The sequence below is a fragment of the Arthrobacter sp. ISL-72 genome, assembly GCF_018613755.1.
Taxonomy (GTDB): domain Bacteria; phylum Actinomycetota; class Actinomycetes; order Actinomycetales; family Micrococcaceae; genus Arthrobacter.
In genome coordinates this window covers 1-20744 of the sequence record NZ_JAGGPP010000010.1, presented here as the reverse complement: position 1 = coordinate 20744, position 20744 = coordinate 1, and the positions used below count along the sequence as shown (strand labels likewise).

The window sequence follows — 20744 nt, the reverse complement described above, 5'->3', positions numbered from 1 at the left end:
ACTCGAGCGCACCGAGCGGCCAGGCCGACGAGTTTGCGTCACAGCATGCTCAGCCCAGGTCCCCGCCTGCCACCGGCAGGATGCTGCCAGTGACGTACGATGCTTCGTCGGAAGCCAGGAAGACTATCGGCGCGGCTTGTTCGTCCAGCGTGCCGTATCGCTTCATGAAGGAGGACTCCACGGTCTGGTCGACAATGGTCTGATACCACTCCTTTTCGGTAGTCGACTCCGCTTCCGGTCCGCGCTTGACCTTTCGCGGCGGAGCCTCCGTACCGCCCGGGGCGGTGGCGACAACCCGGATACCGCGTCCTCCGACCTCCATGGCCAGGGACTGGGTCAGGGCGTTGACACCGCCCTTGGCCGCGGCGTAGGGAACACGGTGCATTCCTCGGGTTGCCACTGACGACACGTTGACGATGGTGCCCGCACCCTGGTCGAGCATGGCCGGAAGTACGGCGCGACACGTCCACAGGGTGGGGAATAGCGAACGCCGGATCTCCCTTTCGATCTTCTCCTCGTCGTATTCTTCGTAGGGGCGGGCCCAAATGGTGCCCCCGACGTTGTTTACGAGTACATCGACCCGGCCGTGACGAGCCAGCGCCGCGCTTACCGCGTGACCTGCACCGGCGAAGCTTTCCAGGTCTGCGATCACGGAGCTGGCGGATCCCCCGGAGCCGGATTTCTGCGCGGCTTCCTGGATCCCCTTGGCAACTTCCTGCACGATGTCGGCACGGTCAACAACGACGACGGCGCCCCCTTCAGCCCCGATCCGCTCCGCTACCTTCTGCCCGATTCCCTGCGCCGCGCCGGTGACCACTGCCACCTTGCCGGCGAAGCGGCCGGGCGTGATGAACCGTCCAGCGTACGCCGTCACTGCTGGAAACCGCCGTCTTTGGCGTTGATCGCTTCCGCCATGGTGCCCTTTGCGTCGCGGGCGTGGGCCATGATGACTTCCCTGGCCCGTTCCTTGTCGCCCCGCTCGAACGCGTCCACGACGTCGAGGTGGTCCTGGGCGACCCGCTCAAAGATGTGGGTGCCCTCCGCGAAAGTGGCTGCCATTTGGGCGTGGACGTCGAGCCGACGGTACGACTCCAGCAGCATGGGGTTGTCGCAGATCATGAAAAGGTATTCGTGGAACTCTTCGTTGGTCTTGACGTAGTTTTCCGGGTCAAGCACCCTTCCAGCGTCGACCGCATGTGTGGTGGCTTCGGCGAGACGACGGAACTGGCGCAGCTGCTCCTTGCTGAGGCGGTTCAACATCAGCTCGGTGACCGCAAGCTCAAGGCCCATGCGCGCGTCCAGATGTGCGAAACTGTCCTCCTTCCGGAACTCGAGCCGGCCGGTCTCCATGGAAGAAATGGCTTCCACTCGGCTGATCGTGTCGCCTGCGCTCTCCAGCTGCTCCACGGGGGCCGGAGAGCCTGTCTCGGCGTCCCCGCCGGTGGCCTCCTTGGGCGCGAAACGTTCGAAATAGAAATTGGCCGGCTGGATGGCTTCGGTGTCCAGCCACTTGGAGACGGCGTTTACCATGGGCGGCGGTCCGCACAGGTAGATATCGACGTCGCCGTCGTTGAGGTGGGACGGCTGGATGATCTGGGTGACATAGCCCGTGTGCGGCGCGGAAGTATCCGGCTCGGAGGCGATGTAGTCCCAGGTGAAGCTCGGCAGCTTCGCTTCATAACCTCGCAGCCAGTCGAGCCCGACGATGTCGGCCTCACGGGAGACGCCGTAGATCAGGTGCACCGGAGTGGCCGGGGGGTTCTCGGATAGCTTCTCCAGGATGGACAGGAGCGGGGCCAGTCCGGTACCGCCTGCCAGCAGGAGCAAGGGGCGCTTGGGCTCGCGGAGGAAGAAGGAGCCGTAGGGGCCCGTGAACTCGATGGTGTCCCCTACCGCCGCCCGGTCACGCAGGTACTCGGACATCGCACCCTGCGGTGTGATGCGCACCATGAAGGAAGCGCCCTCCACCCTGGGGCCGTTGCTGAACGAGTACGAGCGCTCGGCGTCGGTGCCCGGGACCTTGATGTTGACGTACTGCCCGGGCAGGAAGGCCAGGGCGTCCCGGTTCTGCACCTCCAGAGCGAAGGAGATGGTGGAATCCGAGTGCTTGTCGAGCTCCTTCAGCGTGGAAGTAAAGGTGGCAGCAGAGGTTTTCGCGGATTCGGAGGTGGCCGGGATCTGGATTGCGAGGTCCGATTCCGGGACTGCCTGGCAGGTGAGGAGGTAGCCCTTCTCAAGCTCCTCTTCGGTCATCGCGTCGTCGATATAGTCTCCGGGGTCGAAGGATCCGGAGTCGCAAAACGCCTTGCACGTGCCGCAGGCGCCATCACGACAGTCTGAGGGGATGTTGATGCGTGCCTTGTAGGCCGCATCCATAACTGTCTCGTAGTCGCCGACCTTGATGACTTTGGTGACGCCATCTTCGAAACTGAGGGCTACCTGATGGCCCATGATTTCCTCCTGGTTGGGTGTCGCTTCCTCGCAACCCCTGAAAAAATTAGTGCGGATGTCTCTTATGAGCAGATGAGCCGGCAGGTTGGTCCTGCCGGCACCGTCCCGGTCGAGCCGGGACGGTGCCCGGTGCGGTCAGACCATGTAGACATCCACCACGTGGTGGATGTAGTCGTTCTTCAGTACAACCTTCTTCTTCAGGATCACCGGCTGCTCGCCGGCGAGGTCGATGGTGTAGAAGCTCGTGCCGAAATAGGTGTCGGTGGTGTTGTAACGGAAGTACAGGGTGAACCAGTTGAAACGGACCTTGACCTCGGCGCCGTCCTGCTCCAGGACCTCAATGTCCGTGATGTTGTGTCCGGTGCGGGGCTCAGGCAGGGAGGTAGCGGAAGAGCGGTCCGTCTTGATCCGGAACACCCGGTCCTCGATACCGCCGCGGTTGTCGTAATAGATGAGTGAGATCTCGTTCTGAGGGTCCACGGTCAGCCGGTCGTCGACGTCCCACGCCGGCATCCAGTACTCGGAGTCCGGGTGGTAGCACTGGAGCCACTCGTCGAACTGGCGGTCGTCCAGGAGCCGGGCTTCCCGGTAAAGGAAAGCGCGGACGGTCTCGAGGGTGGCGATCTCTTCGGCGCTCTTGAGCGCGGTCAGGGGGTTAAGCAGGTTGGCCATTGGCGTTCAGCACTCTCTATGTGGGTTCGGGGTATCGGTCACGCAGTGACCGGAACAGATTCCTGGGCAACGGGTTCCGCGTCGGCGAGGGCCTTGTCCATTACTTCCTTCCAGTACCCGTGCTGGATTGGGTAAAGCCCCTCGTCTTCGGTGCGCACACCAGAGGCGATGACCCGCGACATGCCAAGTGCTGTGGCCTGCTCGTCAGGACCCGTGATCTCGTGGGTAGAGCCGCGCGTCATGTCGTTCCATGGCGCCGAGGTGGCCCAGTAGGTCTTGTTGCAGGAGCGGAACTCTTCGAGGTCGTCCGGCGTGGCCATGCCGGTCGCGTTGAAGAAATCCTCGTACTGGCGGATGCGCTTTGAGCGGTTCTCCTGAGATTCACCCTTTGGCGCAATGCAGTAGATGGTCACCTCGGTCTGGTCCGCTGAAATAGGACGGAAGTGACGGATCTGCGAGGAGAACTGGTCCATGATGTACACATTCGGGTACAGGCAGAGGTTGCGGGAGATGTTGATCATGAAGTTGGCCATCTCCTCGCCGTACTTTTCGACGAGCTCTTCGCGGCGGTCCCACAAGGGACGGTCCTCGGGGTTGGTCCACTCTTGCCACAGCAGCAGGTGCCCGTGGTCGTAGGAGTAGAAGCCGCCCTTGACCTTGCCCCATTTGCCGGCATCCATGGCTTTGGTGGTGTTGGCGGAGTCGCCGGCGCTGCGGCGGGCAGTAGTCGCGGCGTAGTTCCAGTGCACGGCTGTGACGTGGTAGCCGTCGGCGCCGTTTTCCGCCTGGACCTTCCAGTTGCCGTCATAGGTGTACGTGGAAGACCCACGCAGGACCTCGAGCCCATCAGGGGACTGGTCCACAATCGAATCGATGACCTTGGTGGCGTCTCCCAGGTGTTCTTCGAGCGGAAGAACGTCAGCATTCAAGGAGCCGAACAGGAAGCCCCGGTAGGAGTCGAAGCGGGCGACCTTGGTGAGGTCGTGTGACCCCTCTTTGTTGAAGGTTTCCGGGTATCCGGCATTGCGGGAGTCCTTGACCTTGAGGAGCTCGCCGGAGTTCTTGAATGTCCAGCCGTGGAAGGGACACGTGAAGGTGGTCCTGTTATCGGTCTTGCGTCGGCACAGCATGGCGCCGCGGTGGGAGCATGCGTTGACGATGCAGTTGATCTTCTCGTCCTTGTCCCGGGTGAGGACGACGGGAGTCCGGCCAATGTATGTGGTGAAGTAGTCCCCCACATTGGGGAGCTGCGACTCGTGGGCAAGGTACACCCAGTTGCCCTCGAAGATGTGCTTCATCTCCAGTTCGAAGATGTCCTGGTCGGTGAAGATTTCACGCTTGGCCCGGATAACGCCGTTTTCTCGATCGTCGACGACGGCGTCAGCCAGGACTTCCCGGACACGTGTCAGATTCTCGGTCATGGTGTGCTCCTTCTTTGGAGAGGGTGACGGTGGGCGGGCACCGACTGTGCGGCCACGTTTCAACCCCTCGGGCGGAATGAATGTGTTCCACCAAGTCTGGGGCAAGGTGATGGCTCTCACATCAGGCAAAACCCTAGTCTGAACCAAGGGTGATTTTATGTCTCCTAATCGACATAATTCAGGCCAAATTAGTCCTTGTTTCGTCCTTATCTGCTCGCTAGCATGAGAGGGACGTCACGTGAAGCCGGTGAGCCTGCGGGTGCACAGCCCGCGGCCGGCGTTTGGGGGAACGGGCGCATTTCCCGTTCCCGATGCAACGAGGAGTGTGGAGATCACCATGACTGAGAATCAGTTGGACACCCGCCAGGAAAATGAGGGTACTGCTGTAGAGGCCGGTTCAAAGGCGACCGAGCGTTTCGCCGCCTCGGGCAAAATCGCGGGAACCGGGGTTCCCAAGGAGCGCGTGAGTTTGCTCGCCGGAGCCCTCATCAAGGCTGCAAACGACATCGTCGTCGAGCACGAAGTCACCTACGAGGAATACAACGCCCTGAAAGCCTGGCTGATCAAGGTGGGCAACGACGGAGAATGGCCTCTGTTCCTTGACGTGTGGCTCGAGCACACCGTGGAAGATGTCAACTCCCAGGACCGGCCCGGCACCAAGGGCACCATCGAGGGCCCATACTATGTCCCGAACTCGCCGGTGCTCGAGTCACCTGCCACCGTGGAGATGCGTGAAGATGAGGAGGGAACTCCGTTGCGGTTCAGCGGCCGATTCACCGACACGGACGGCAATCCCATCCCGGATGCACAGCTGGAGATTTGGCATGCGGACGCTGCAGGCTTCTACTCTCAATACGCACCGGGTCTCCCGGACTGGCTGTTCCGCGCAAACGTGCAGGCCGACAGCGATGGAGAATTCGTCGTCCACACCATGCGCCCCGCTCCCTACCAGATTCCCACCGATGGAGCCTGCGGCCAGCTGATCAGTGCTGCGGGGTGGCATGCTTGGCGCCCCGCCCATATTCACATCAAAGTCTCAGCGCCTGGATACCAGCCCGTGACCCAGCAGCTCTACTTCCCCGGCGACCCGCACAATGCCGACGATATTGCTTCGGCTGTCAAACCGGAACTGATGCTCAACACCAAACCGCGCACGGACGGCGCTGCCGGCGAGGAAGCCTCTTATGACTACGTTCTCGCCAAGGTAGGCCAGTCCAAGTAAGAGGCCTTTCCCGCTCTTGCCTTGGTCGAGTTCTCTAATATCGGCAAATTGAAGGTGCCCCAGGGCTGGAGCTCTGGGGCACCAGTTCTTCCCAATCACTGGGCCTCCCGACCGAACCGAAAGGAACCGCACCGTTGAAAATCGAACGGATTGAAGTGATTCCCTACTCCATCCCGTACACGCATCCGCTCAAATTCGCGAGCGGCGAGGTCGCAAATGCTGACCACGTTCTAGTGCGCCTTTACACCGACGACGGCGTAGTGGGAGTGGCAGACGCCCCTCCCCGTCCTTACACCTACGGCGAAACACAGGAGTCCATCGGAACGATCATCGAGAAAACCTTTGCCCCGCAGCTGATCGGCCTTGAGATTTTAGACCGGGAGCAGATCCATACCGTGCTCCGCCGGACCATTCACAACCAGGTAGCGAAGGGCGCCGTCGACATTGCTGTGTGGGACGCAATCGGCAAGACCCTCGGCACTCCTGTCCACAAGCTATTGGGAGGGTATACGGACCGGATGCGGGTCAGCCATATGCTCGGCTTCCGGCCCGCGCAGGAACTCCTCGACGAGGCCTTGCGGTTCGGCGAGGAATACGGCATCACCACATTCAAGCTGAAGGTGGGCCGTCGGCCCCTGTCCTTGGATGTGGAGGCCTGCCACGTGCTGCGCGAGGGACTGGGCGAGGACGTGGAGCTATACCTTGACGCGAACCGGGGCTGGACCGCGAATGAGGCCCTTGACGTACTTCGGCGCACCGAGGGCTTGGGACTGACCCTGCTCGAGGAGCCGTGCGACGCCAAGGAAGTAATGAGCCGCCGCCGTCTGGTCGACAAATCGCCAATCCCGGTGGTGGGCGATGAATCCGTCCCCACGGCCGGGGACGTGTCCCGTGAACTGCTTTCCGGGGGCTGCAATGCCATCTGTATCAAGACCGCCCGTTCGGGCTTCACCGAAGCCACCGAGATATTGGGGCTGTGCACCGGGCTCGGCGTGGATGTGACCATGGGCAACCAGATCGATACCCAGGTCGGCTCGCTGGCGACCGTCACCTTTGGCGCCGCACACGAGGCCACCAGCCGCCGGGCAGGGGAACTGTCAAACTACCTCGACATGGCTGACGATCTGCTGGCTGATCCGCTCCGGATAATCGACGGCACGATCGCCGTGCGCGATCTGCCGGGGGTCGGAGCAGAGATCGACGAGGACAAACTCGCGGCCTACCGCCTGTCCTAGCCCGACAACCAAGGAGAAGAAAATGTTGTTTTTGGCCCGCATGGACGTGCAATTTCCAGCGCACCTCTCCACGGAGGACATCACCCGCTTGCAGGGGCTGGAGAAGGAGTATTCCCAGGCCCTGCAAGAGGGAGGCCGCCTCGTCTCCATCTGGCGAGTGGCCGGCGAGTACGCAAACTATTCGGTGTTCGACGTCGGATCCAACGACGAGCTGCACCAGATCCTGAGCGGCTTCCCGATGTACCCCCACATGAAGATAAGGGTCACACCGCTAGCCAAGCATCCCAACTCCATCCGCTGAGGAATCCGTGCAGGCACTACGGCCACCCTTGGCCACATAGTCCCCACCCCTTCATCGCTCAGGAGCCACCATGCCCCGCTTCTCCAGGCCCTCGTCTGCTACCACCGACTCAGGACCAATCCCGGACCCGGGAGGGCAACCGCTCTTTGAGCGGCCCATGGTCCGCCCGGCTGGAGTGCTTGATGTCCTGCGGGACATCGGCCCGCACTACGCTTCGAACGGGGTCGTCGGCTTGGCCTTCTCCGCCTCGGGACCGATCGCAGTCACCCTTGCCGTCGGATCGCTCGGCGGACTGACGCAGGCCCAGCTAGCTTCTTGGGTCTTCGCCATTTTCCTCTCGGCCGGCGCGGCGACACTGGTCATGTCACTGATCTATCGCCAGCCGCTGGGCTTCGCCTGGTCCATCCCGGGGACCGTACTGCTGGGGCCATCACTGCAGCACCTGTCCTTCCCGGAGGTGGTCGGCGCGTTTTTCTCTGCCGGGGTGCTGATTCTCGCCCTTGGTGCCACCGGAGTAGTGCGCCCAATCATGGCCGCGATTCCCGTGCCGATTGTCATGGCAATGGTTGCCGCCGTGTTCCTCCGGTTTGGGACGGACATCGTCTCCTCCACCCGGACCGACCCCGCGGTGGCGGCACCGATGGTGGTCGCGTTCCTCGTGCTCGCCGCCGTTCCCGCCCTGGGCAGGTATCTCCCTCCGGTGCTCGGCACGCTTGCGGTGGGCGTCGTCGCCGTCGCACTCAGCGGCCGGTTCACGGTTGAGGAGGGCGGACCGATCCTCGCCGCCCCCGCGTTCACTGCCCCCGAGTTCACTTGGGCCGCCCAACTGGAACTGGTGATCCCCCTGGCACTCACGGTCCTGGTGGTGCAGAACGGACAGGGCGCGGCTGTGCTCCGGACCGCAGGCCATCACCCTCCGATCAACGTCTTCGCGATGGGCTCCGGGATGTTCTCCCTGCTCAATGCCGCATTCGGCGCCGTCTCGGCCTGTGTCACCGGCCCCACCAACGCATTGCTTGCCTCCTCGGGGCAGAAACAGCGCCAGTACACCGCCGCTGTGGTCTACGGCGTGCTGTCTCTGGTCTGCGCCCTGCTGGCCCCCACGCTCACCCGGTTCATGCTTGCCACTCCCGAAGCCTTCATTCTTGCCCTGGGGGGCCTCGCGATGCTGCGGGCCCTCCAACAGGCCTTCGTTACCGCTTTCGCCACGAACTTCACCCTGGGAGCCTTGGTGACTTTCGTCGTCACGATCTCCGGCCTGGACCTCTTCAATATCCATGCCGCGTTCTGGGGCGTGATCATCGGCTACGGCATATCCCGCCTGCTCGAACGCCAGGACCACGCTACGACCTGACTCCGCCGCGCCACGCGCAGCACCCCTCGGTTTTGTGCCCTCGGTCCATCAGCGGAAACACACCGGTGATCGCTCCTGTGCGCCAGCCAGACGGCCCGCTTGAAGCTGCCGAGAGCCCAGGGCTGGCGTAACCACCGCAGGCACCGCCGGGTGGCCGTGACTTGCTTCACAGTTTTCTGTCAGGGTGTGCACATTGTGCACACCCTGATTCTCCCCCGCAGAAGGGTTGCGTTTGATCGGCCATTGCTCAGGCCACTGGGTCCTCTTCGTGCCAGCCCACCCAGGCCGATGACGTCAGCTTGAAAGCAGGCTTCGCCAGGTCCTCCTCCCAGAGGATCAGGTCCTGCTTGCGGTTGAGATGGAACAGCAGTGCGAGGTGGTGTACCAGTGAAATCATGGGGTGTTTTCCTTCCAAGCGGAGTGCAGCAGCCGTTGCAGATCCGCAGCGTCGATGCTGCGGGGATTTGACGGCGGCACTTGGGGCAGTATGAGGTCCACAGCTTCGGTGATGTGGTCTTCGTGAAATCCGAGTGCCCGCAGGGTGCGCGGGGCGTCGAGCGATTTGTAAAGGCGTTGCAGCCCGGTGACAGCGCCCGCACTGTCCAGCGCGGCGGCGATGCGGGCTTCCGCTTTCGGAGCTGCGGCCACGTTGGGTGGCGCTGATCCAGGGCGACAGGGATGCCGCGGCGAGCTACCTCGATGCCTGCCACGAGACGGCGGCCGTCCTTGACGATGCCGTCCTCGCAGCTCATGCCTCGCATTGGCGGGCCCTGCACCACTACTTCAGCGGCAACCTCGGTGAGGCTATGGACCTGTACGGGTCCGCCATCGCCGCCCACCGGCAGGCCGGCGATACAGCGTCCGTCCTCACGGCCCTCTTTCAGCTGGCTTTGGCGCAGGCATACGGCAGTGACGTCAACAGCGCGCTCAGCACCTGCCACGAGTTCCTGGAACTCAGCAGCCGCCACGGAGAACGCTGGACACACGCCTATTCGCTGTGGGTTTCCGGCTTGTGCCACTGGCGCCTCGGGGAGCTTGCCAATGCCCGGCAGGCCGCGATGGAGGCCCTGAAAATCCAGCAGGAATTCAAGGACGCCATCTGCACGGCCCTGACCATCGAGCTGCTGTCATGGACGGCGGTCTCCGAATCGCACTTTGAGGCAGCCGCGGAACTGGGCAATGCGGCCGCCGGTGCCTGGAAAGGCCTGGGTACCAGCATTGACGCGTTCGGACCGCACCTTAAGGCCGATTCCGTCCGTGCCGCGGAAGCCATCAGGAACCACCTGAGCCCGCGGCGCCTGGCTGAGCTGAAAGCCCAGCAGCCCAGGTTCACCAAGGAAGAGGCCATCGCACGGACACTGGGCGGCACAGCAGCGGCGGGCAGCCCGGTAGCTCCAAGGTCACCGCTTACGCCCCGGGAAAATGAAGTAGCCCGGCTGGTGGCAGAAGGGCTGAGCAACCGGGCAATCGCCCAGACCCTTGTGCTGTCCCCCCGGACGGTGGACGGCCACGTGGAAAACATCCTGGGCAAACTCGGGTTCAGTTCCCGAACCCAGGTCGCCGCGTGGGCGGCCCAGCAGGCCCATCCCGTGTAGTCGTAGGGCTGTTCAGCCGGCTTGCGGCTGTCCCGGCTCTCGTCGTCGCCGGGTTGCTTTGCCGGGGAATCCCTGCGTTGCCTGCCCGGAATCCGCTGCGCTATCCGGCGCTTATCGCTTCGGTGGTCCAGGTGGTTGGGCGGCAGACAACGGTGCGATGGACTTTGGCCTTGGGAGTGACCTGTTTCGCGAGTTTCACCCTCTTCTGGACAGGGCTCACCTTCCTGCTCAGCAGTCCGCCTTTCGACTACCCCCCCGTCGGTGATCGGCCTGTTCGGGCTTGCAGGCCTGGCATGGGCCATCGCCGCCCAGCGCGTCGGTCGGCTCCATGACCGCGGGCGGTCGCTTGCATCGACAGGCGCCTACCCGGGTGCAGCCCGACCCGAAAGCAAGCGGTGGCCTAACCGCAGTAAGAAAGCTGTTCCGGGTGTTCGAAGTGGTCCGTGACAATAGGTGGCATTGCCGGCGGCCCGGTTACGGCCGCCCCGCTGACAATGGTGAACAGGGACCTGACAAGACCGGGTCGGAACCACCGCTGGAAGCCGACGTCCTGCAGTCGGCCTTTCTCAACCTTCTCGAGAGCGCGCCAAAGTGATGTCGCTCTCTCTGAGAAAGTGACGCTACACCCAGGTCAGTGAATCGTGGAAGTCGGTCCGGCGGGGCGCTTCTACCCGCACGAATCCGAGGCACGGGCTTCCCTACCGCACGCTCGGGGAAGCCGCCCGTGTGCCAGCCTAAGACTGCGGACTCGGAGGGCGAGGAAACCCGCGGCGGCCAACAGTACCGCCCCGGAAGTGCCCCAAGCTGCGGCGAACGAAATTTGTTGGGCGTGCAGGCCGAACCCGAGCGGGCGTGAAATAGGAGGACGTCAGTGCCCCCGGGAAAGACCTGACCCCCAGTCCCCCTTCGCTCTTGTGTAGCGACGTGATTGGATCCTTACTTGTTTGAGGAGGCCAAGCCACTTGGGAGCACGTGACGGCTCGAGCCTGGTAGCAAGCAGCCTCCGTGGCCCCTCAACGGATATCGCTCTGGGAAGATGAGAGGGCCCTCTCGGCCAGCAGTGAGGCCGCAGACCGGATCCGCTCCGAGACAAGCGCGGAGCAGCATATGAAGATCCTTGAAGTGGAAGAGTTCCAAGTACTCAGAAGCGAAATCAAGGATTAGTGCCTTGGCTGAGGCGAGAATCCGTCCGATCCTTCGGGCCACCAGGCATGGCCCGAGGAGGACCCCTTGTCGCGCGCGTCTCCTGTGGGCCTTCGCCCGGATCTTTCAGCTGTGAACCAGTGAGTCAACCTCCGCGGGCGCGTCCCTGAGTCCAAAGTGCGGCAGTACTTGGCTGCGGACTAGCCGCCTTCACGCCCGCCGGTCGTCCGATGCCTGAACCGCGGGTCTTCCGACCCGGCGCACAAGGCGTCGCTGTTGATCCACAGCAAGTTAGAGCCGGCTACCCTCTGCAGGCCTAGCCCTGGGCGGTCTGGGGTTGGAAGATCCGATCGCTAACGTCATTGCGGAGAATGTGGAACTGTCCCCCGTTTCCGTTGACCGACCCGTCGAGCACGTAGAAGCCCCTCCCCGCATCTGGCCCACCTGCCGCCCGATCCAGGGCTTCGATGAGATGCCGTCCCAGATGCCCCTTTGGGCCCAGCGCCCTGATTTCTTCAAGTTCTTCGGCCGTCAGCCCTGCCAGTAAAGCGCTGATTTCAGCCATGACACACCTCCCCAGTTGTGCAGGCTCGTTTTGGCCTGAGTCCATAGGCTAGAGCACCCGAGGTTAGTGCCACAAGAGCTTCGTGGTGCTGATGTCGGTCGGACTTAGGGCGCAACGCTTGCCTCCGGCGATGACCCCGACGATTGGCCTGCGTCCCTGACGTTCGGCTTTGTTTTCTCTCCGTTGGGTGCGGTGATCGGAGACTTCATCGACAACGCCAAGAAAGTGCGACCGGCGGGTGAGTTGGGAAGAATCGACATAATACTCTCGCTTGAGGACACGAGCAAAAGCATGTTCGTCGGAAAATTCTCGAGAAGGTGTCCATAGAGTCAGAACACCTCGCCGTCGCTCGAGGAGCGGGTTGCCACTGCGAAAGAACCTTGTCACCCAACTGATCATGGCGCCCCATCGACGAGGTCAAAATCCGCAGCGCGCTCAAGCACGCACCAGCGCATTCCCACCGGCCTCTCCTCGTCATGCCGCCTACTCCCCCACCTCCATGAACAACCAGAAGCAACTTCGCTGTTTGTCATTCTGATCCCCATCATCACTGGGCGGATCCTCCGCGCAACCAGGGCGCTATGCGCCGCTCACGATCCAGATTTCGTTTGGCGCTCCTTTGTCGCTTACTTCCTCACGAAATTCTGAGCCGTGCCCGGTTCCCCAGGCTGCACTTCCGACCCTCAAACCCCGCAGTGACTCCGCTGTCAGGACACCAGGCAAATCTGACAGTCAAGACCCCGGCAAAGGGACGTGCCGAGCTGATGGGCTGCATTCGCTGTCGAGTCAACCGATCGACCCAATTGCCTCAGCACGGGCAAATGGAGGCCCCAGGGATCAGTGCCGCCATCGTTGCCCGGACCAGCCAACCAGTCCGTGTCATGCGGTCAAAAGGCCATGTCCTGGCGTTGTCCCAGTGCCGAACTCGTCGTGAACCCTCACAGGCAAAGCGAATCCGGCACCCGCCGCAAAGCTGACTATTGCCTGGGAAAGTGCATAGCAGTCCGTCGCCGCGCCGGGCCTGGCCGGGTCGCGGAAGCCTCAGGCCAGGTTTTCCTTGAGGAGCGCGCGATGTTCGACGGCGGCCGCCTGGTGGAGCTTTCGGCCCGCCTCAGTGAGTTCCAGGTACAGCGAACGGCGGTCCTCAGCACAGGATTGCCGGGTCAGCAGCCCGGCCTTCTCCAGCCTGTCCACCACCTTGGAGACGGCGCTCTGGCTCATGGGAGTCCGTTCGCTGAGTTCCTTCATCCGGCAGGATGCTTTGCTGTTCTCCGCCACCAGGTCCAGGATTTCGAACTCGTTCAGGCCGATGCTGAATTTGGCTTCCAGTGTCCGGTCAAGGGCACAGGAGGTGCGGAAGTACACGTCCTGGATGCTGCGCCATTGCTCAACCAGCGTGCGGTCCGTCGTCGATGCCATGCACCGATTTTAGCCGAACAGCGAACTCAAGTCCACGTCATAATATTCCGCGTCATATTCCTTGTCATTGAATGACGCGTCATATAGATTAGCGGACATGACATCACCTACCGCCCTCGAACGAACTGCCGGATCACTCGCCACGGCCGTCCGCTGGACCCGGGCCCAGTGGCTCCTGCTGATGGTTGTCTGCACCGTCCTGGCCCTTGACGGGCTGGATGTGTCCATGGTGGGCGTGGCCCTGCCGTCCATCGGCCACGAACTGAACCTCGGCACGGATTCCCTGCAGTGGATTGTCTCCGCGTACGTCCTTGGCTACGGCAGCCTGCTGCTGCTGGGCGGCCGGCTCGCGGATCTCCTGGGCCGCCGCCGGATCTTCCTCATTGCCCTCTCGGTCTTCGCGGCCGCTTCCCTGCTGGGCGGCCTCGTGAATGACCCTGCAATCCTCATCGCCACACGGTTCGTGAAGGGACTCGCGGCCGCCTTCACCGCTCCCACGGGCTTCTCCATCATCACCACAAACTTCGCCGAGGGCCGTGAACGCAACAAGGCACTCTCCATCTTTACGACGTTCGGTGCCAGCGGCTTCTCCCTGGGGCTCGTCGTCGGCGGTCTCATGACCAGCTTGAGCTGGCGGTGGACGTTCCTGGTCTCCGTTCCCATCGCCGTGCTGGTGGTCATCCTGGGCCACCGCTTCATCCCGCGGGACACGCCCGATGCCACGGACAGCGGTCACGACATCTGGGGCGCCGTCACCTTGGCGCTGGGCATGCTAGGACTCGTTTACACGCTGGTGTCCGCACCGGAACAGGGTTGGGGGTCTGTGGCAACAATCGCCGGATTCATCATCTCTGCCGTAGTGCTGGCAGCCTTCGCCGTCATCGAGAACAAAGTCAGGCACCCGCTCATCCGCTTTGGCATCCTGCGCGAGGGCTGGGTGGCACGAGCCAACCTCAGCGCGGTTGGACTTTTTGGCTCCTACCTCAGCTTCCAGTTCATCGTCACGCTCTTCCTGCAATCCGTCCTGGGGTGGAGCCCGCTGGGGATGGCCATGGCCCTGCTGCCGGCCGGATTGATCGTCGCCACCAGCGCGCCGTTCGCCGACCGCCTGATCAACGTGTTCGGTGCCACACGGTTGATCCTGACCGGACTGGCCTCCATGGGCCTCGGATACGTATTGTTCCTGCGAGTGGGCACCACACCCAACTACGCCCTGGACATCCTGCCCTCGATCGTCCTGCTGGGCATCGGCTTTGCCCTGGCCTTCCCGTCCATCAACGTCCAGGCGACCGCGGGCATCAAGGACTCCGAGCAGGGCCTGGCAGCCGGGCTCATCCAGACCAGCACCCAGGTCGGGGCTGCCCTGGTCCTGGCAGTCACCACAGCCATGGTCAGTGGAGGCCACTCGGACAGCGGCACGATCCCAAGTGCCGCAGCCATGCTCGAGCAGTACAGGCCCGGCCTGGTGCTGAGCGCCGCCGTCGCCATCGCTGCCCTGCTGGTTGCAGCCTCACCAGCCCGACGGCGGACAGTAGCGACGCCCGCCTAGCGGCACACATGAAGCGGGCGCCTCGATTTAGATGGTCGGGGCGCCCGCTTGATGTCTGGGGTCAGTTAGGCGGCTTACCCTGCGGGGGTCAGGAATGACCGGATTTCCTCTGCCATCCGCTTGGACTGCGTCCAGTGCAGGTAATGCCCGCCCTCAAGGGTGAGAACCCGGTTCCGTTTGACGTTCTCCAGGAGCTTCTGCACCGCGGCTGTCTTGGTGGCTGTTCTGTCATTCTTTTCATCGGCAACGAAGGCCAGGACGGGCAAGTCGTCCTGATAGGTGACTCCCCGGAGCGCGGCTGCGTTGTTCCCGATGCGGGCAGTTTCATCCGCTACGGCGGAATTGCCGAAGTTCCACATCATCATGGTGCGCATGCGCTTCAGCTCCTCCTCCGAATAAGCGTTGCCGTCCGGTTCGACGACGCCAGGCGCCACCGTGACCACCGCACGGACCAACCCGCTGGCGGCCAGGACCTTGCCCCAGTTAATGCCCGGCTGCGGCTCCTCCACCGGATGGTCCCCGGGCTTCGGTATCGTCGCGTCGATGCCTACCACCGCAGAGACCTCCGAGCGGTACCGGTTGGCGTAGTCCAGCATGTAAAACCCGGCGATCGAGTGGCCTCCCAAAACATAGGGCTGCCGGACCTGGAGTTTGGCCAGCACCTCGTGGAGCTCCTTGCTGATGTGCTCGTTGATCCGTGCACTGGCTTCCACATCGCTGTAGCCGTACCCGAACCCTTCCACCACGATCACCTCGAAGCCGTTGAGTTCGCGGATCAAAGGAGCGAAGTCCAAACCAGGGGCGGCAGTTCCAAGGCCACTGAGCAGGACGATCGGCGGCCCCCCGTTCGCCCCGCCGTTCCCGCTCCGGACCACGTTCAAGGCGCCGCCGGCCACCTCAACCCGCTCACCATAGGCAGGGATCGTCGCCTTCTCCCTGCACTCCAGGACCAGGTTGACCACCGTGGACACCAGGATCAGCCCCAGGACAACGAGCGCCGCGATGCGCAGGCGGCGCAGCCAGCGCCCGGGCTTCTTCCGCGGCCCGGAAACCGCGGCTCCAACCGCCGGAGAGCTTCTACGGGAAGACTGGCGCATGGTGAACCTTCCAATCCAGGAAGCAATATGCGCTTCAGATTTTAGTCCCTTCATCCGCACGGCGGCTCCGAAAATTGGAACTGCTCGAGCGCCGGCTTCCGGGCAACCTGGTGCCCCTGACAAGATACGGGTTCAACCGAACTGTCCCCGCAAAGGGAGGAGATAACGCGCTTAGATGGGAAGCTACTTCCAACTCGGGTAGCCACCACTCCCCTACTCCAGAGGGATGAAAGAACGGATATCGGCTTGCGGAGGAGCCTCGCGTCGCGCGGTCGTGCTCGCGCCAGCATGCGGACCCGAGGGCGGCCCACAGACACCACTTCGGCGTCTCACCATTCCGACATGTAGTCAACCAACACACACTCAATGAACAGATATCCAGAACCAGCCGCATACCCGGAACCACTGGACATCACGCTCCAAATCCACAAACTTTATGTCATGGAGGCCAGCGGAAACCATGAAGAGCAGCCAGTCCCTAACCCGGCCGCCACACTCAGAATGGAGGTGGCAGGGAACGTAACTGCCAAAAGAAATAAAGCCCCCGAGGGGGCCCGCATATGAACAATTGCCACAAGCCTCTGACCAAGGAAAACACGTGCCCGAGGTGGGACTCGAACCGGACTCCAGCCCCTGCAAAACACTGGGAACTCCAGAAAATCCCCAAACCGGCCCAGTCCGGCGGCGGTACGAACGAGTCCTGAGCCCAGGGTGTGCACATTGTGCACACCCTTTTTGCCGCCGCGGCCCTCTTTCCAACTTGCAGCCCGGGCGCAACGTAGGGCCATCCGCGTTCCGGTCGTTGAACCCTTCGGGCCGCTCAGCGGACGAAGTAGCCCTTGTCCGTCTGCCCGCTGTCGAGGGCGTCGAGGGCACCCTGCTCACGCTCGAACGTGCAGACGGTGCCTTCGACGTCGGCGTCGAGGCCGGCGATCTTGATCGGCGTGCCTTCAACTACAAGGGCATCGTGGATTTCCTGGGCGTCCCCGGCGGGCAGCCAGCGTCCATCGGGGTCGGCAAACGTGAAGGTCCCACCGAAAGGCGCGTCGAAGGGGCCGAGTTGAGTAGTGGGGATCGCAGTGACCGCTCAGTTCGAGGTCGTGCATTCGACTCGCTGACGTGCTGCCGCTGGGTGTGGAACCTTCGGGCGAGGCCCGGCGTGCGCTGGTGATCGGGGGCCTGGCGACGGGCGACGAACGCACTGTGCGATATGAGGGATTGCAGACGAGCCGGCCGGCCATGATCTGGAGCCCTACTTCCTCAGGTTTCCAGGTGGGCGCGAGCGGAGCGGGCGGCCAAATTTGATGTATCTGCGGTTGCGGCCGACGTGGGTCCGCTACAGCGATTTCAACCAGGATTCGTCCTTGGTTGTCCAGTTTGACTTCAACCGTAAGCCGGCCCCAGTCCTGATTAGCGGAGCCGGCGAGCTTGGTCGACACGAATTCAGCCAGCGGCCACGCCCACCACGGTTCCAGTCTTACTCGGTCATTTTTCGCGGGCTGTTCATGGACCTGGAAGGTATGGACACAGGTAGCCAGCGGATTTACCTTTCAGGAGTGGGGGTTGCCAGTTCCAGCAGAAAGGCGCCCGCTACCGGCCCGTTTTCACGGGCCGTCCCTCATTGACAGGAGGAAGAAGATGGAAAAGATTGAAGAAACCGTTGACGTCGCAGTTCCGGTCCGTACGGCCTATAACCAGTGGACTCAGTTCGAATCCTTTCCGCAGTTCATGTCCGGCGTAGAATCCGTAACCCAGCTGACCGACACCACTAACCACTGGATTACAAAGATAGGTGGTGTGCAGCGGGAATTCGACACGGAAATTGTTGACCAAGAGCCTGACGACCGGATCGCTTGGCGCAGCACGGACGGCAAGTCCCACGCCGGCATCATCAGGTTCACGCCGCTGGATGCCAATCACACCCAAGTCAAGGTCCATTTCGAATGGGCGCCGGAAACCTTCACCGAGAAAGCAGGTGCGGTCCTGAAGATCGACGAAATGCAGGTCAAGGCCGACATGCGTAAATTCAAGGACTTCATCGAATCGCGCGGCACCGAAACCGGCGCCTGGCGCGGGGAAGTCGAGGATAGCGGACCGACCATGCAGATCTAGCAGCCTCTGTCGGATCATCTGAGGAGAAATGCTCCGAGGACAGGGTCGGGTTCGTCGGGCGTCAGGGCTTTGCTGTACTGACTCGTACACTCGCCACCGCCCGATGGCTGGCCGGACTCTTGACTGAGACGGGTTTGGATGGTGGAGCAACCGCTGATGGATGAAGAGTTGGCAGATAGCCGCGTGGCCTGGACGGACGTCCGGCATCGACCAGGTAGGCATCGATGTCGTCGTCAATTGACTCCAGCTCGGCGTACGTGAGCATCGACTGCTCACGGTGTTCGCTGCCATCCGGTAAGGAGTGACCACATAGGTGTGAAGCGCCGGGCACCAGGCGGTACCTCACTCGCAGTCCGCCCGGCATCAATGTCATCAGCGGCCCCGGACTGGACGAGGCGGTGGCGGGAGTCGACATCGTCGACGACCTGACGAATCCCCGACTTCGACGACGCGTCCCGAACCTTCTTCCAGACCTCCACGGACAACCTTCTACCCGCTGCCCGGAAGGGCGGTATCGGCCACTTTGTCATCCTCTCGATCGTCCGGGCTACACAGTTCATGGAGTTCATGGACGCCGTCCTGTCCTGGACCGCCGACGGCGACACTGTGCGGTTGCCCGCCGCACCGATCCAGCCGATCGCCTCCAAGGACGTGGCCAATGCAGTGGCGGAGGTCGCCGCGGGCGCCCCACTCAATGGCATTCGCAACATCGCCGGCCCCGAGATCTTCACTCTGGACGAGCTGGGCCGGATCACCCTGTCCCGCAAGGGCGACAAGCGGACCATCGTGACCGCGCCCCACAGGGCTCGGAGGATTCCGCGTTAGGGAGCCTGCGCGCCGGTTCACGCCATTCTCCTCAGATTCGGCAATGCTCATCGGCAGCGTCGTCGCCCTTATAGTCTCCCCTCATGACGGTCTCCAATACCAGGCTGGCTGCTGTATTCCCGAAATAGGCCGAGTGCGGCAGTACATGGCCGGCCTCGCCGGCCTTCGCACCACGTTCAGAGCGGCCGGGGCCAGCGGTAACGTGGCCCTGAACCGGTTCAGCATTCGATCACGTTGACCGCGAGGCGGCCGCGCGAGGTCTCCTCGTATTTGCTCTTCATGTCTGCCCCGGTCTCGCGCATGGTCTTGATCGCCGAGTCGAGCGAGACGTGGTGGCTTCCGTCCCCGCGCAGGCTGATCCGGGCCGCTTTGATTGCTTTCTTGCTGGCCATGGCGTTACGTTCGATACAGGGGATCTGCACCAAGCCTCCAACGGGGTCGCAGGTCAGGCCGAGATTGTGTTCGATGCCGATTTCCGCGGCTTTCTCCACCTGCTGCGGGGTTCCGCCGAGGATTTCGCACAGGGCGCCGGCGGCCATGGAGCAGGCTGGCCCAACCTCACCCTGGCAGCCGACCTCGGCGCCCGAGGTGGAGGCGTTCTCCTTGTACAGGACGCCGATGGCCGCCGCCGTGAGGAGGGACCTGATCACGGATTCCTTGGTGGCTCCGGGTGTGAACATCATGAAGTAGTGCAGGACCGCGGGAATGATGCCTGCCGCGCCGTTTGTCGGTGCCGTACCACCCGCCCGCCGCTCGCGTTTTCTTCGTTCACCGCCAACGCAAACAAGTTCACCCAGTCCACCCACCGCGCGCAATGGATCGCTGGTGTCGTCTTTCGCCTGCAGGTCCGCCAAGAGTCGCGGCGCACGATGGCGCGTCATAAAACCGCGGGTCCGTGGTCCACCATTCCGTATCCCTTGGCCATCAGGTGGCCGACCAGATGGGCGCTTAGCTCCATGCCGGCGTGGTCAGTTGCCATGTGAACCCGCGGAATGACAGGTAATTCAGTCACGATGGCTCTCCCTTTTCCTTCACTATGAGCGGGCTTTGAGGTGCCACCGCTCTCCCGGCCGACGAATGCCGGCGGAGACTCCGGCACCCAAGTGCATTGACAGCTGAAATGTGGCATGGGTAACATGGTTGCACATACAGTCACTACTGAATGGATATGAATAATGTTAACTGCAGACGCTTCCCAGGCCGCAGCCTGGCGATCCCTCCGCCAGGAAGTTCTGGACGGTGATCCCGCCACCCGCGCCGCAAAGCTGCACGAGCGCGCCCAGGCTACGCGCCGCTCCATCCTGAAAATGATTTCGGATGCCGGCCAGGGCCACATTGGCGGGGACTTCTCCGTCACCGACATCCTGACGGTGCTCTTTGACGCGGTGATGAATGTCGATCCGGAGGATCCCCGCAAGGAAGACCGGGATCACTTCATCCTCAGCAAGGGCCACTGCGCGGGTGCCCTCTACTCGACTCTGGCCCACAGCGGCTTCTTCCCCGTCTCTGAACTGGACACGTTCATGGCGCCCCTGTCCGCACTGAATGGGCACCCGAACAGAGTGAAAGTTCCCGGGGTCGAAACCAACACCGGACCGCTGGGTCACGGTCTCCCGGTTGCGGTCGGTACCGCAATCGGCGCGAAACTGTTGAAGAGCGGTTCGCGGGTCTTCGTTGTCACAGGCGACGGTGAAATGCAGGAGGGCAGCAACTGGGAAGCACTGATGTCGGCATCCCACCAGAAGCTGGACAACCTGACCGTCGTCGTTGACCGCAACCGCCT

General features: G+C 62.7%; 20 protein-coding genes and 2 pseudogenes. 10 read left to right on the top strand and 12 right to left on the bottom strand.

Going from position 1 to position 20744, the window contains the following annotated elements; translation table 11 throughout:
• Positions 1-49: 49 nt before the first annotated feature.
• From J7I92_RS11505 to benA, 4 genes are all read right to left on the bottom strand, one after another.
• The gene (locus J7I92_RS11505) at positions 50-874 is read right to left on the bottom strand and encodes a 1,6-dihydroxycyclohexa-2,4-diene-1-carboxylate dehydrogenase (protein WP_214840597.1); all 825 of its coding nucleotides are present in this window, start codon (positions 872-874) and stop codon (positions 50-52) included.
• The gene (gene benC / locus J7I92_RS11500; RefSeq protein ID WP_214840596.1) at positions 871-2451 is read right to left on the bottom strand and encodes a benzoate 1,2-dioxygenase electron transfer component BenC; all 1581 of its coding nucleotides are present in this window, start codon (positions 2449-2451) and stop codon (positions 871-873) included. The genes J7I92_RS11505 and benC overlap by 4 nt, the downstream gene beginning before the upstream one ends.
• 135 nt (positions 2452-2586) lie before the next feature.
• Positions 2587-3123 carry a benzoate 1,2-dioxygenase small subunit gene (gene benB / locus J7I92_RS11495; protein WP_214840594.1) on the bottom strand — a complete coding sequence of 179 codons (537 nt, stop codon included), beginning with the start codon at positions 3121-3123 and terminating at the stop codon, positions 2587-2589.
• A gap of 38 nt (positions 3124-3161) precedes the next feature.
• Entirely contained in the window at positions 3162-4544 is a 1383-nt protein-coding gene (gene benA / locus J7I92_RS11490) for a benzoate 1,2-dioxygenase large subunit (RefSeq protein ID WP_214840592.1), read from the bottom strand.
• Between the two features lie 337 nt (positions 4545-4881).
• Here benA and catA point away from each other — a divergent pair, with 337 nt between their 5' ends.
• From catA to J7I92_RS11470, 4 genes are all read left to right on the top strand, one after another.
• A complete protein-coding gene (gene catA, locus J7I92_RS11485; protein ID WP_214840590.1) occupies positions 4882-5766 on the top strand; it encodes a catechol 1,2-dioxygenase in 885 nt (294 codons plus the stop codon).
• A 134-nt stretch (positions 5767-5900) separates the two neighbouring features.
• Positions 5901-7001 carry an enolase C-terminal domain-like protein gene (locus J7I92_RS11480; RefSeq protein ID WP_214840588.1) on the top strand — a complete coding sequence of 367 codons (1101 nt, stop codon included), beginning with the start codon at positions 5901-5903 and terminating at the stop codon, positions 6999-7001.
• Between the two features lie 22 nt (positions 7002-7023).
• Entirely contained in the window at positions 7024-7302 is a 279-nt protein-coding gene (locus tag J7I92_RS11475) for a muconolactone Delta-isomerase family protein (RefSeq protein WP_214840586.1), read from the top strand.
• 157 nt (positions 7303-7459) lie between these two features.
• Entirely contained in the window at positions 7460-8656 is a 1197-nt protein-coding gene (locus J7I92_RS11470; RefSeq protein WP_251039824.1) for a benzoate/H(+) symporter BenE family transporter, read from the top strand.
• A gap of 247 nt (positions 8657-8903) precedes the next feature.
• Here the strand turns inward: J7I92_RS11470 and J7I92_RS11465 are convergent, their stop codons facing one another.
• Positions 8904-9053 carry a hypothetical protein gene (locus tag J7I92_RS11465; protein ID WP_214840582.1) on the bottom strand — a complete coding sequence of 50 codons (150 nt, stop codon included), beginning with the start codon at positions 9051-9053 and terminating at the stop codon, positions 8904-8906.
• Positions 9050-9304, bottom strand: a complete 255-nt coding sequence (locus J7I92_RS11460) for a hypothetical protein (RefSeq protein WP_214840580.1) — start codon at positions 9302-9304, stop codon at positions 9050-9052. Before J7I92_RS11460 ends, J7I92_RS11465 begins: the two co-directional genes overlap by 4 nt.
• A gap of 5 nt (positions 9305-9309) precedes the next feature.
• Between J7I92_RS11460 and J7I92_RS11455 the strand changes: the two genes are divergently transcribed.
• Positions 9310-10251, top strand: coding sequence for a LuxR C-terminal-related transcriptional regulator (locus J7I92_RS11455; protein WP_214840579.1), 942 nt, complete (start codon positions 9310-9312; stop codon positions 10249-10251).
• A 1459-nt stretch (positions 10252-11710) separates the two neighbouring features.
• Here the strand turns inward: J7I92_RS11455 and J7I92_RS11450 are convergent.
• Positions 11711-11959 (bottom strand): hypothetical protein, encoded by a 249-nt coding sequence (locus J7I92_RS11450; protein ID WP_214840577.1) that lies wholly within the window; start codon positions 11957-11959, stop codon positions 11711-11713.
• A gap of 1041 nt (positions 11960-13000) precedes the next feature.
• A complete protein-coding gene (locus J7I92_RS11445) occupies positions 13001-13378 on the bottom strand; it encodes a MarR family winged helix-turn-helix transcriptional regulator (RefSeq protein ID WP_214840575.1) in 378 nt (125 codons plus the stop codon).
• Positions 13379-13475: 97 nt separating this feature from the next.
• On the opposite strand from J7I92_RS11445, the gene J7I92_RS11440 reads away from it, so the two are divergent.
• Positions 13476-14927 (top strand): MFS transporter, encoded by a 1452-nt coding sequence (locus tag J7I92_RS11440; protein ID WP_214840573.1) that lies wholly within the window; start codon positions 13476-13478, stop codon positions 14925-14927.
• 74 nt (positions 14928-15001) lie between these two features.
• Here the strand turns inward: J7I92_RS11440 and J7I92_RS11435 are convergent, their stop codons facing one another.
• Positions 15002-16024: an alpha/beta fold hydrolase gene (locus J7I92_RS11435; protein ID WP_214840571.1), complete on the bottom strand. Its 1023-nt coding sequence runs from the start codon at positions 16022-16024 to the stop codon at positions 15002-15004.
• Between the two features lie 802 nt (positions 16025-16826).
• Here J7I92_RS11435 and J7I92_RS11430 point away from each other — a divergent pair.
• Both J7I92_RS11430 and J7I92_RS11425 read left to right on the top strand, forming a co-directional pair.
• On the top strand, positions 16827-17195 hold the full coding sequence (locus J7I92_RS11430) for a hypothetical protein (RefSeq protein WP_214840569.1): 369 nt from the start codon (positions 16827-16829) through the stop codon (positions 17193-17195).
• Positions 17196-17662: 467 nt separating this feature from the next.
• Complete coding sequence (locus J7I92_RS11425) at positions 17663-18136, top strand: SRPBCC family protein (RefSeq protein ID WP_214840567.1); 474 nt, start codon at positions 17663-17665, stop codon at positions 18134-18136.
• 61 nt (positions 18137-18197) lie between these two features.
• Here the strand turns inward: J7I92_RS11425 and J7I92_RS23860 are convergent, their stop codons facing one another.
• On the bottom strand, positions 18198-18500 hold the full coding sequence (locus tag J7I92_RS23860; protein WP_285290094.1) for a DUF5956 family protein: 303 nt from the start codon (positions 18498-18500) through the stop codon (positions 18198-18200).
• 194 nt (positions 18501-18694) lie between these two features.
• Between J7I92_RS23860 and J7I92_RS11420 the strand changes: the two genes are divergently transcribed.
• A complete protein-coding gene (locus J7I92_RS11420) occupies positions 18695-18961 on the top strand; it encodes a hypothetical protein (protein WP_214840565.1) in 267 nt (88 codons plus the stop codon).
• A 218-nt stretch (positions 18962-19179) separates the two neighbouring features.
• On the opposite strand, the pseudogene J7I92_RS11415 reads toward J7I92_RS11420, so the two are convergent.
• Positions 19180-19848: pseudogene (locus J7I92_RS11415) on the bottom strand (L-serine ammonia-lyase); the annotation flags it as partial.
• Between the two features lie 2 nt (positions 19849-19850).
• Positions 19851-19940, bottom strand: a pseudogene (locus tag J7I92_RS11410) (ribose-5-phosphate isomerase); the annotation flags it as partial.
• A gap of 196 nt (positions 19941-20136) precedes the next feature.
• Between J7I92_RS11410 and J7I92_RS11405 the strand changes: the two are divergent.
• A partial coding sequence (locus tag J7I92_RS11405; protein WP_251039823.1) for a transketolase occupies positions 20137-20744 on the top strand: 608 nt, incomplete at its 3' end.

Bases quoted from the DNA above. Each gene is read 5' to 3' on its own strand.
- benC (WP_214840596.1), bottom strand. From the start codon at position 2,451: ATGGGCCATCAGGTAGCCCTCAGTTTCGAAGATGGCGTCACCAAAGTC.
- benB (WP_214840594.1), bottom strand. From the start codon at position 3,123: ATGGCCAACCTGCTTAACCCCCTGACCGCGCTCAAGAGCGCCGAAGAG.
- benA (WP_214840592.1), bottom strand. From the start codon at position 4,544: ATGACCGAGAATCTGACACGTGTCCGGGAAGTCCTGGCTGACGCCGTC.
- catA (WP_214840590.1), top strand. From the start codon at position 4,882: ATGACTGAGAATCAGTTGGACACCCGCCAGGAAAATGAGGGTACTGCT.
- J7I92_RS11475 (WP_214840586.1), top strand. From the start codon at position 7,024: ATGTTGTTTTTGGCCCGCATGGACGTGCAATTTCCAGCGCACCTCTCC.
- J7I92_RS11470 (WP_251039824.1), top strand. From the start codon at position 7,460: ATGGTCCGCCCGGCTGGAGTGCTTGATGTCCTGCGGGACATCGGCCCG.
- J7I92_RS11465 (WP_214840582.1), bottom strand. From the start codon at position 9,053: ATGATTTCACTGGTACACCACCTCGCACTGCTGTTCCATCTCAACCGC.
- J7I92_RS11450 (WP_214840577.1), bottom strand. From the start codon at position 11,959: ATGGCTGAAATCAGCGCTTTACTGGCAGGGCTGACGGCCGAAGAACTT.
- J7I92_RS11445 (WP_214840575.1), bottom strand. From the start codon at position 13,378: ATGGCATCGACGACGGACCGCACGCTGGTTGAGCAATGGCGCAGCATC.
- J7I92_RS11440 (WP_214840573.1), top strand. From the start codon at position 13,476: ATGACATCACCTACCGCCCTCGAACGAACTGCCGGATCACTCGCCACG.
- J7I92_RS11435 (WP_214840571.1), bottom strand. From the start codon at position 16,024: ATGCGCCAGTCTTCCCGTAGAAGCTCTCCGGCGGTTGGAGCCGCGGTT.
- J7I92_RS11425 (WP_214840567.1), top strand. From the start codon at position 17,663: ATGGAAAAGATTGAAGAAACCGTTGACGTCGCAGTTCCGGTCCGTACG.
- J7I92_RS23860 (WP_285290094.1), bottom strand. From the start codon at position 18,500: ATGCCGGGCGGACTGCGAGTGAGGTACCGCCTGGTGCCCGGCGCTTCA.
- J7I92_RS11420 (WP_214840565.1), top strand. From the start codon at position 18,695: ATGGAGTTCATGGACGCCGTCCTGTCCTGGACCGCCGACGGCGACACT.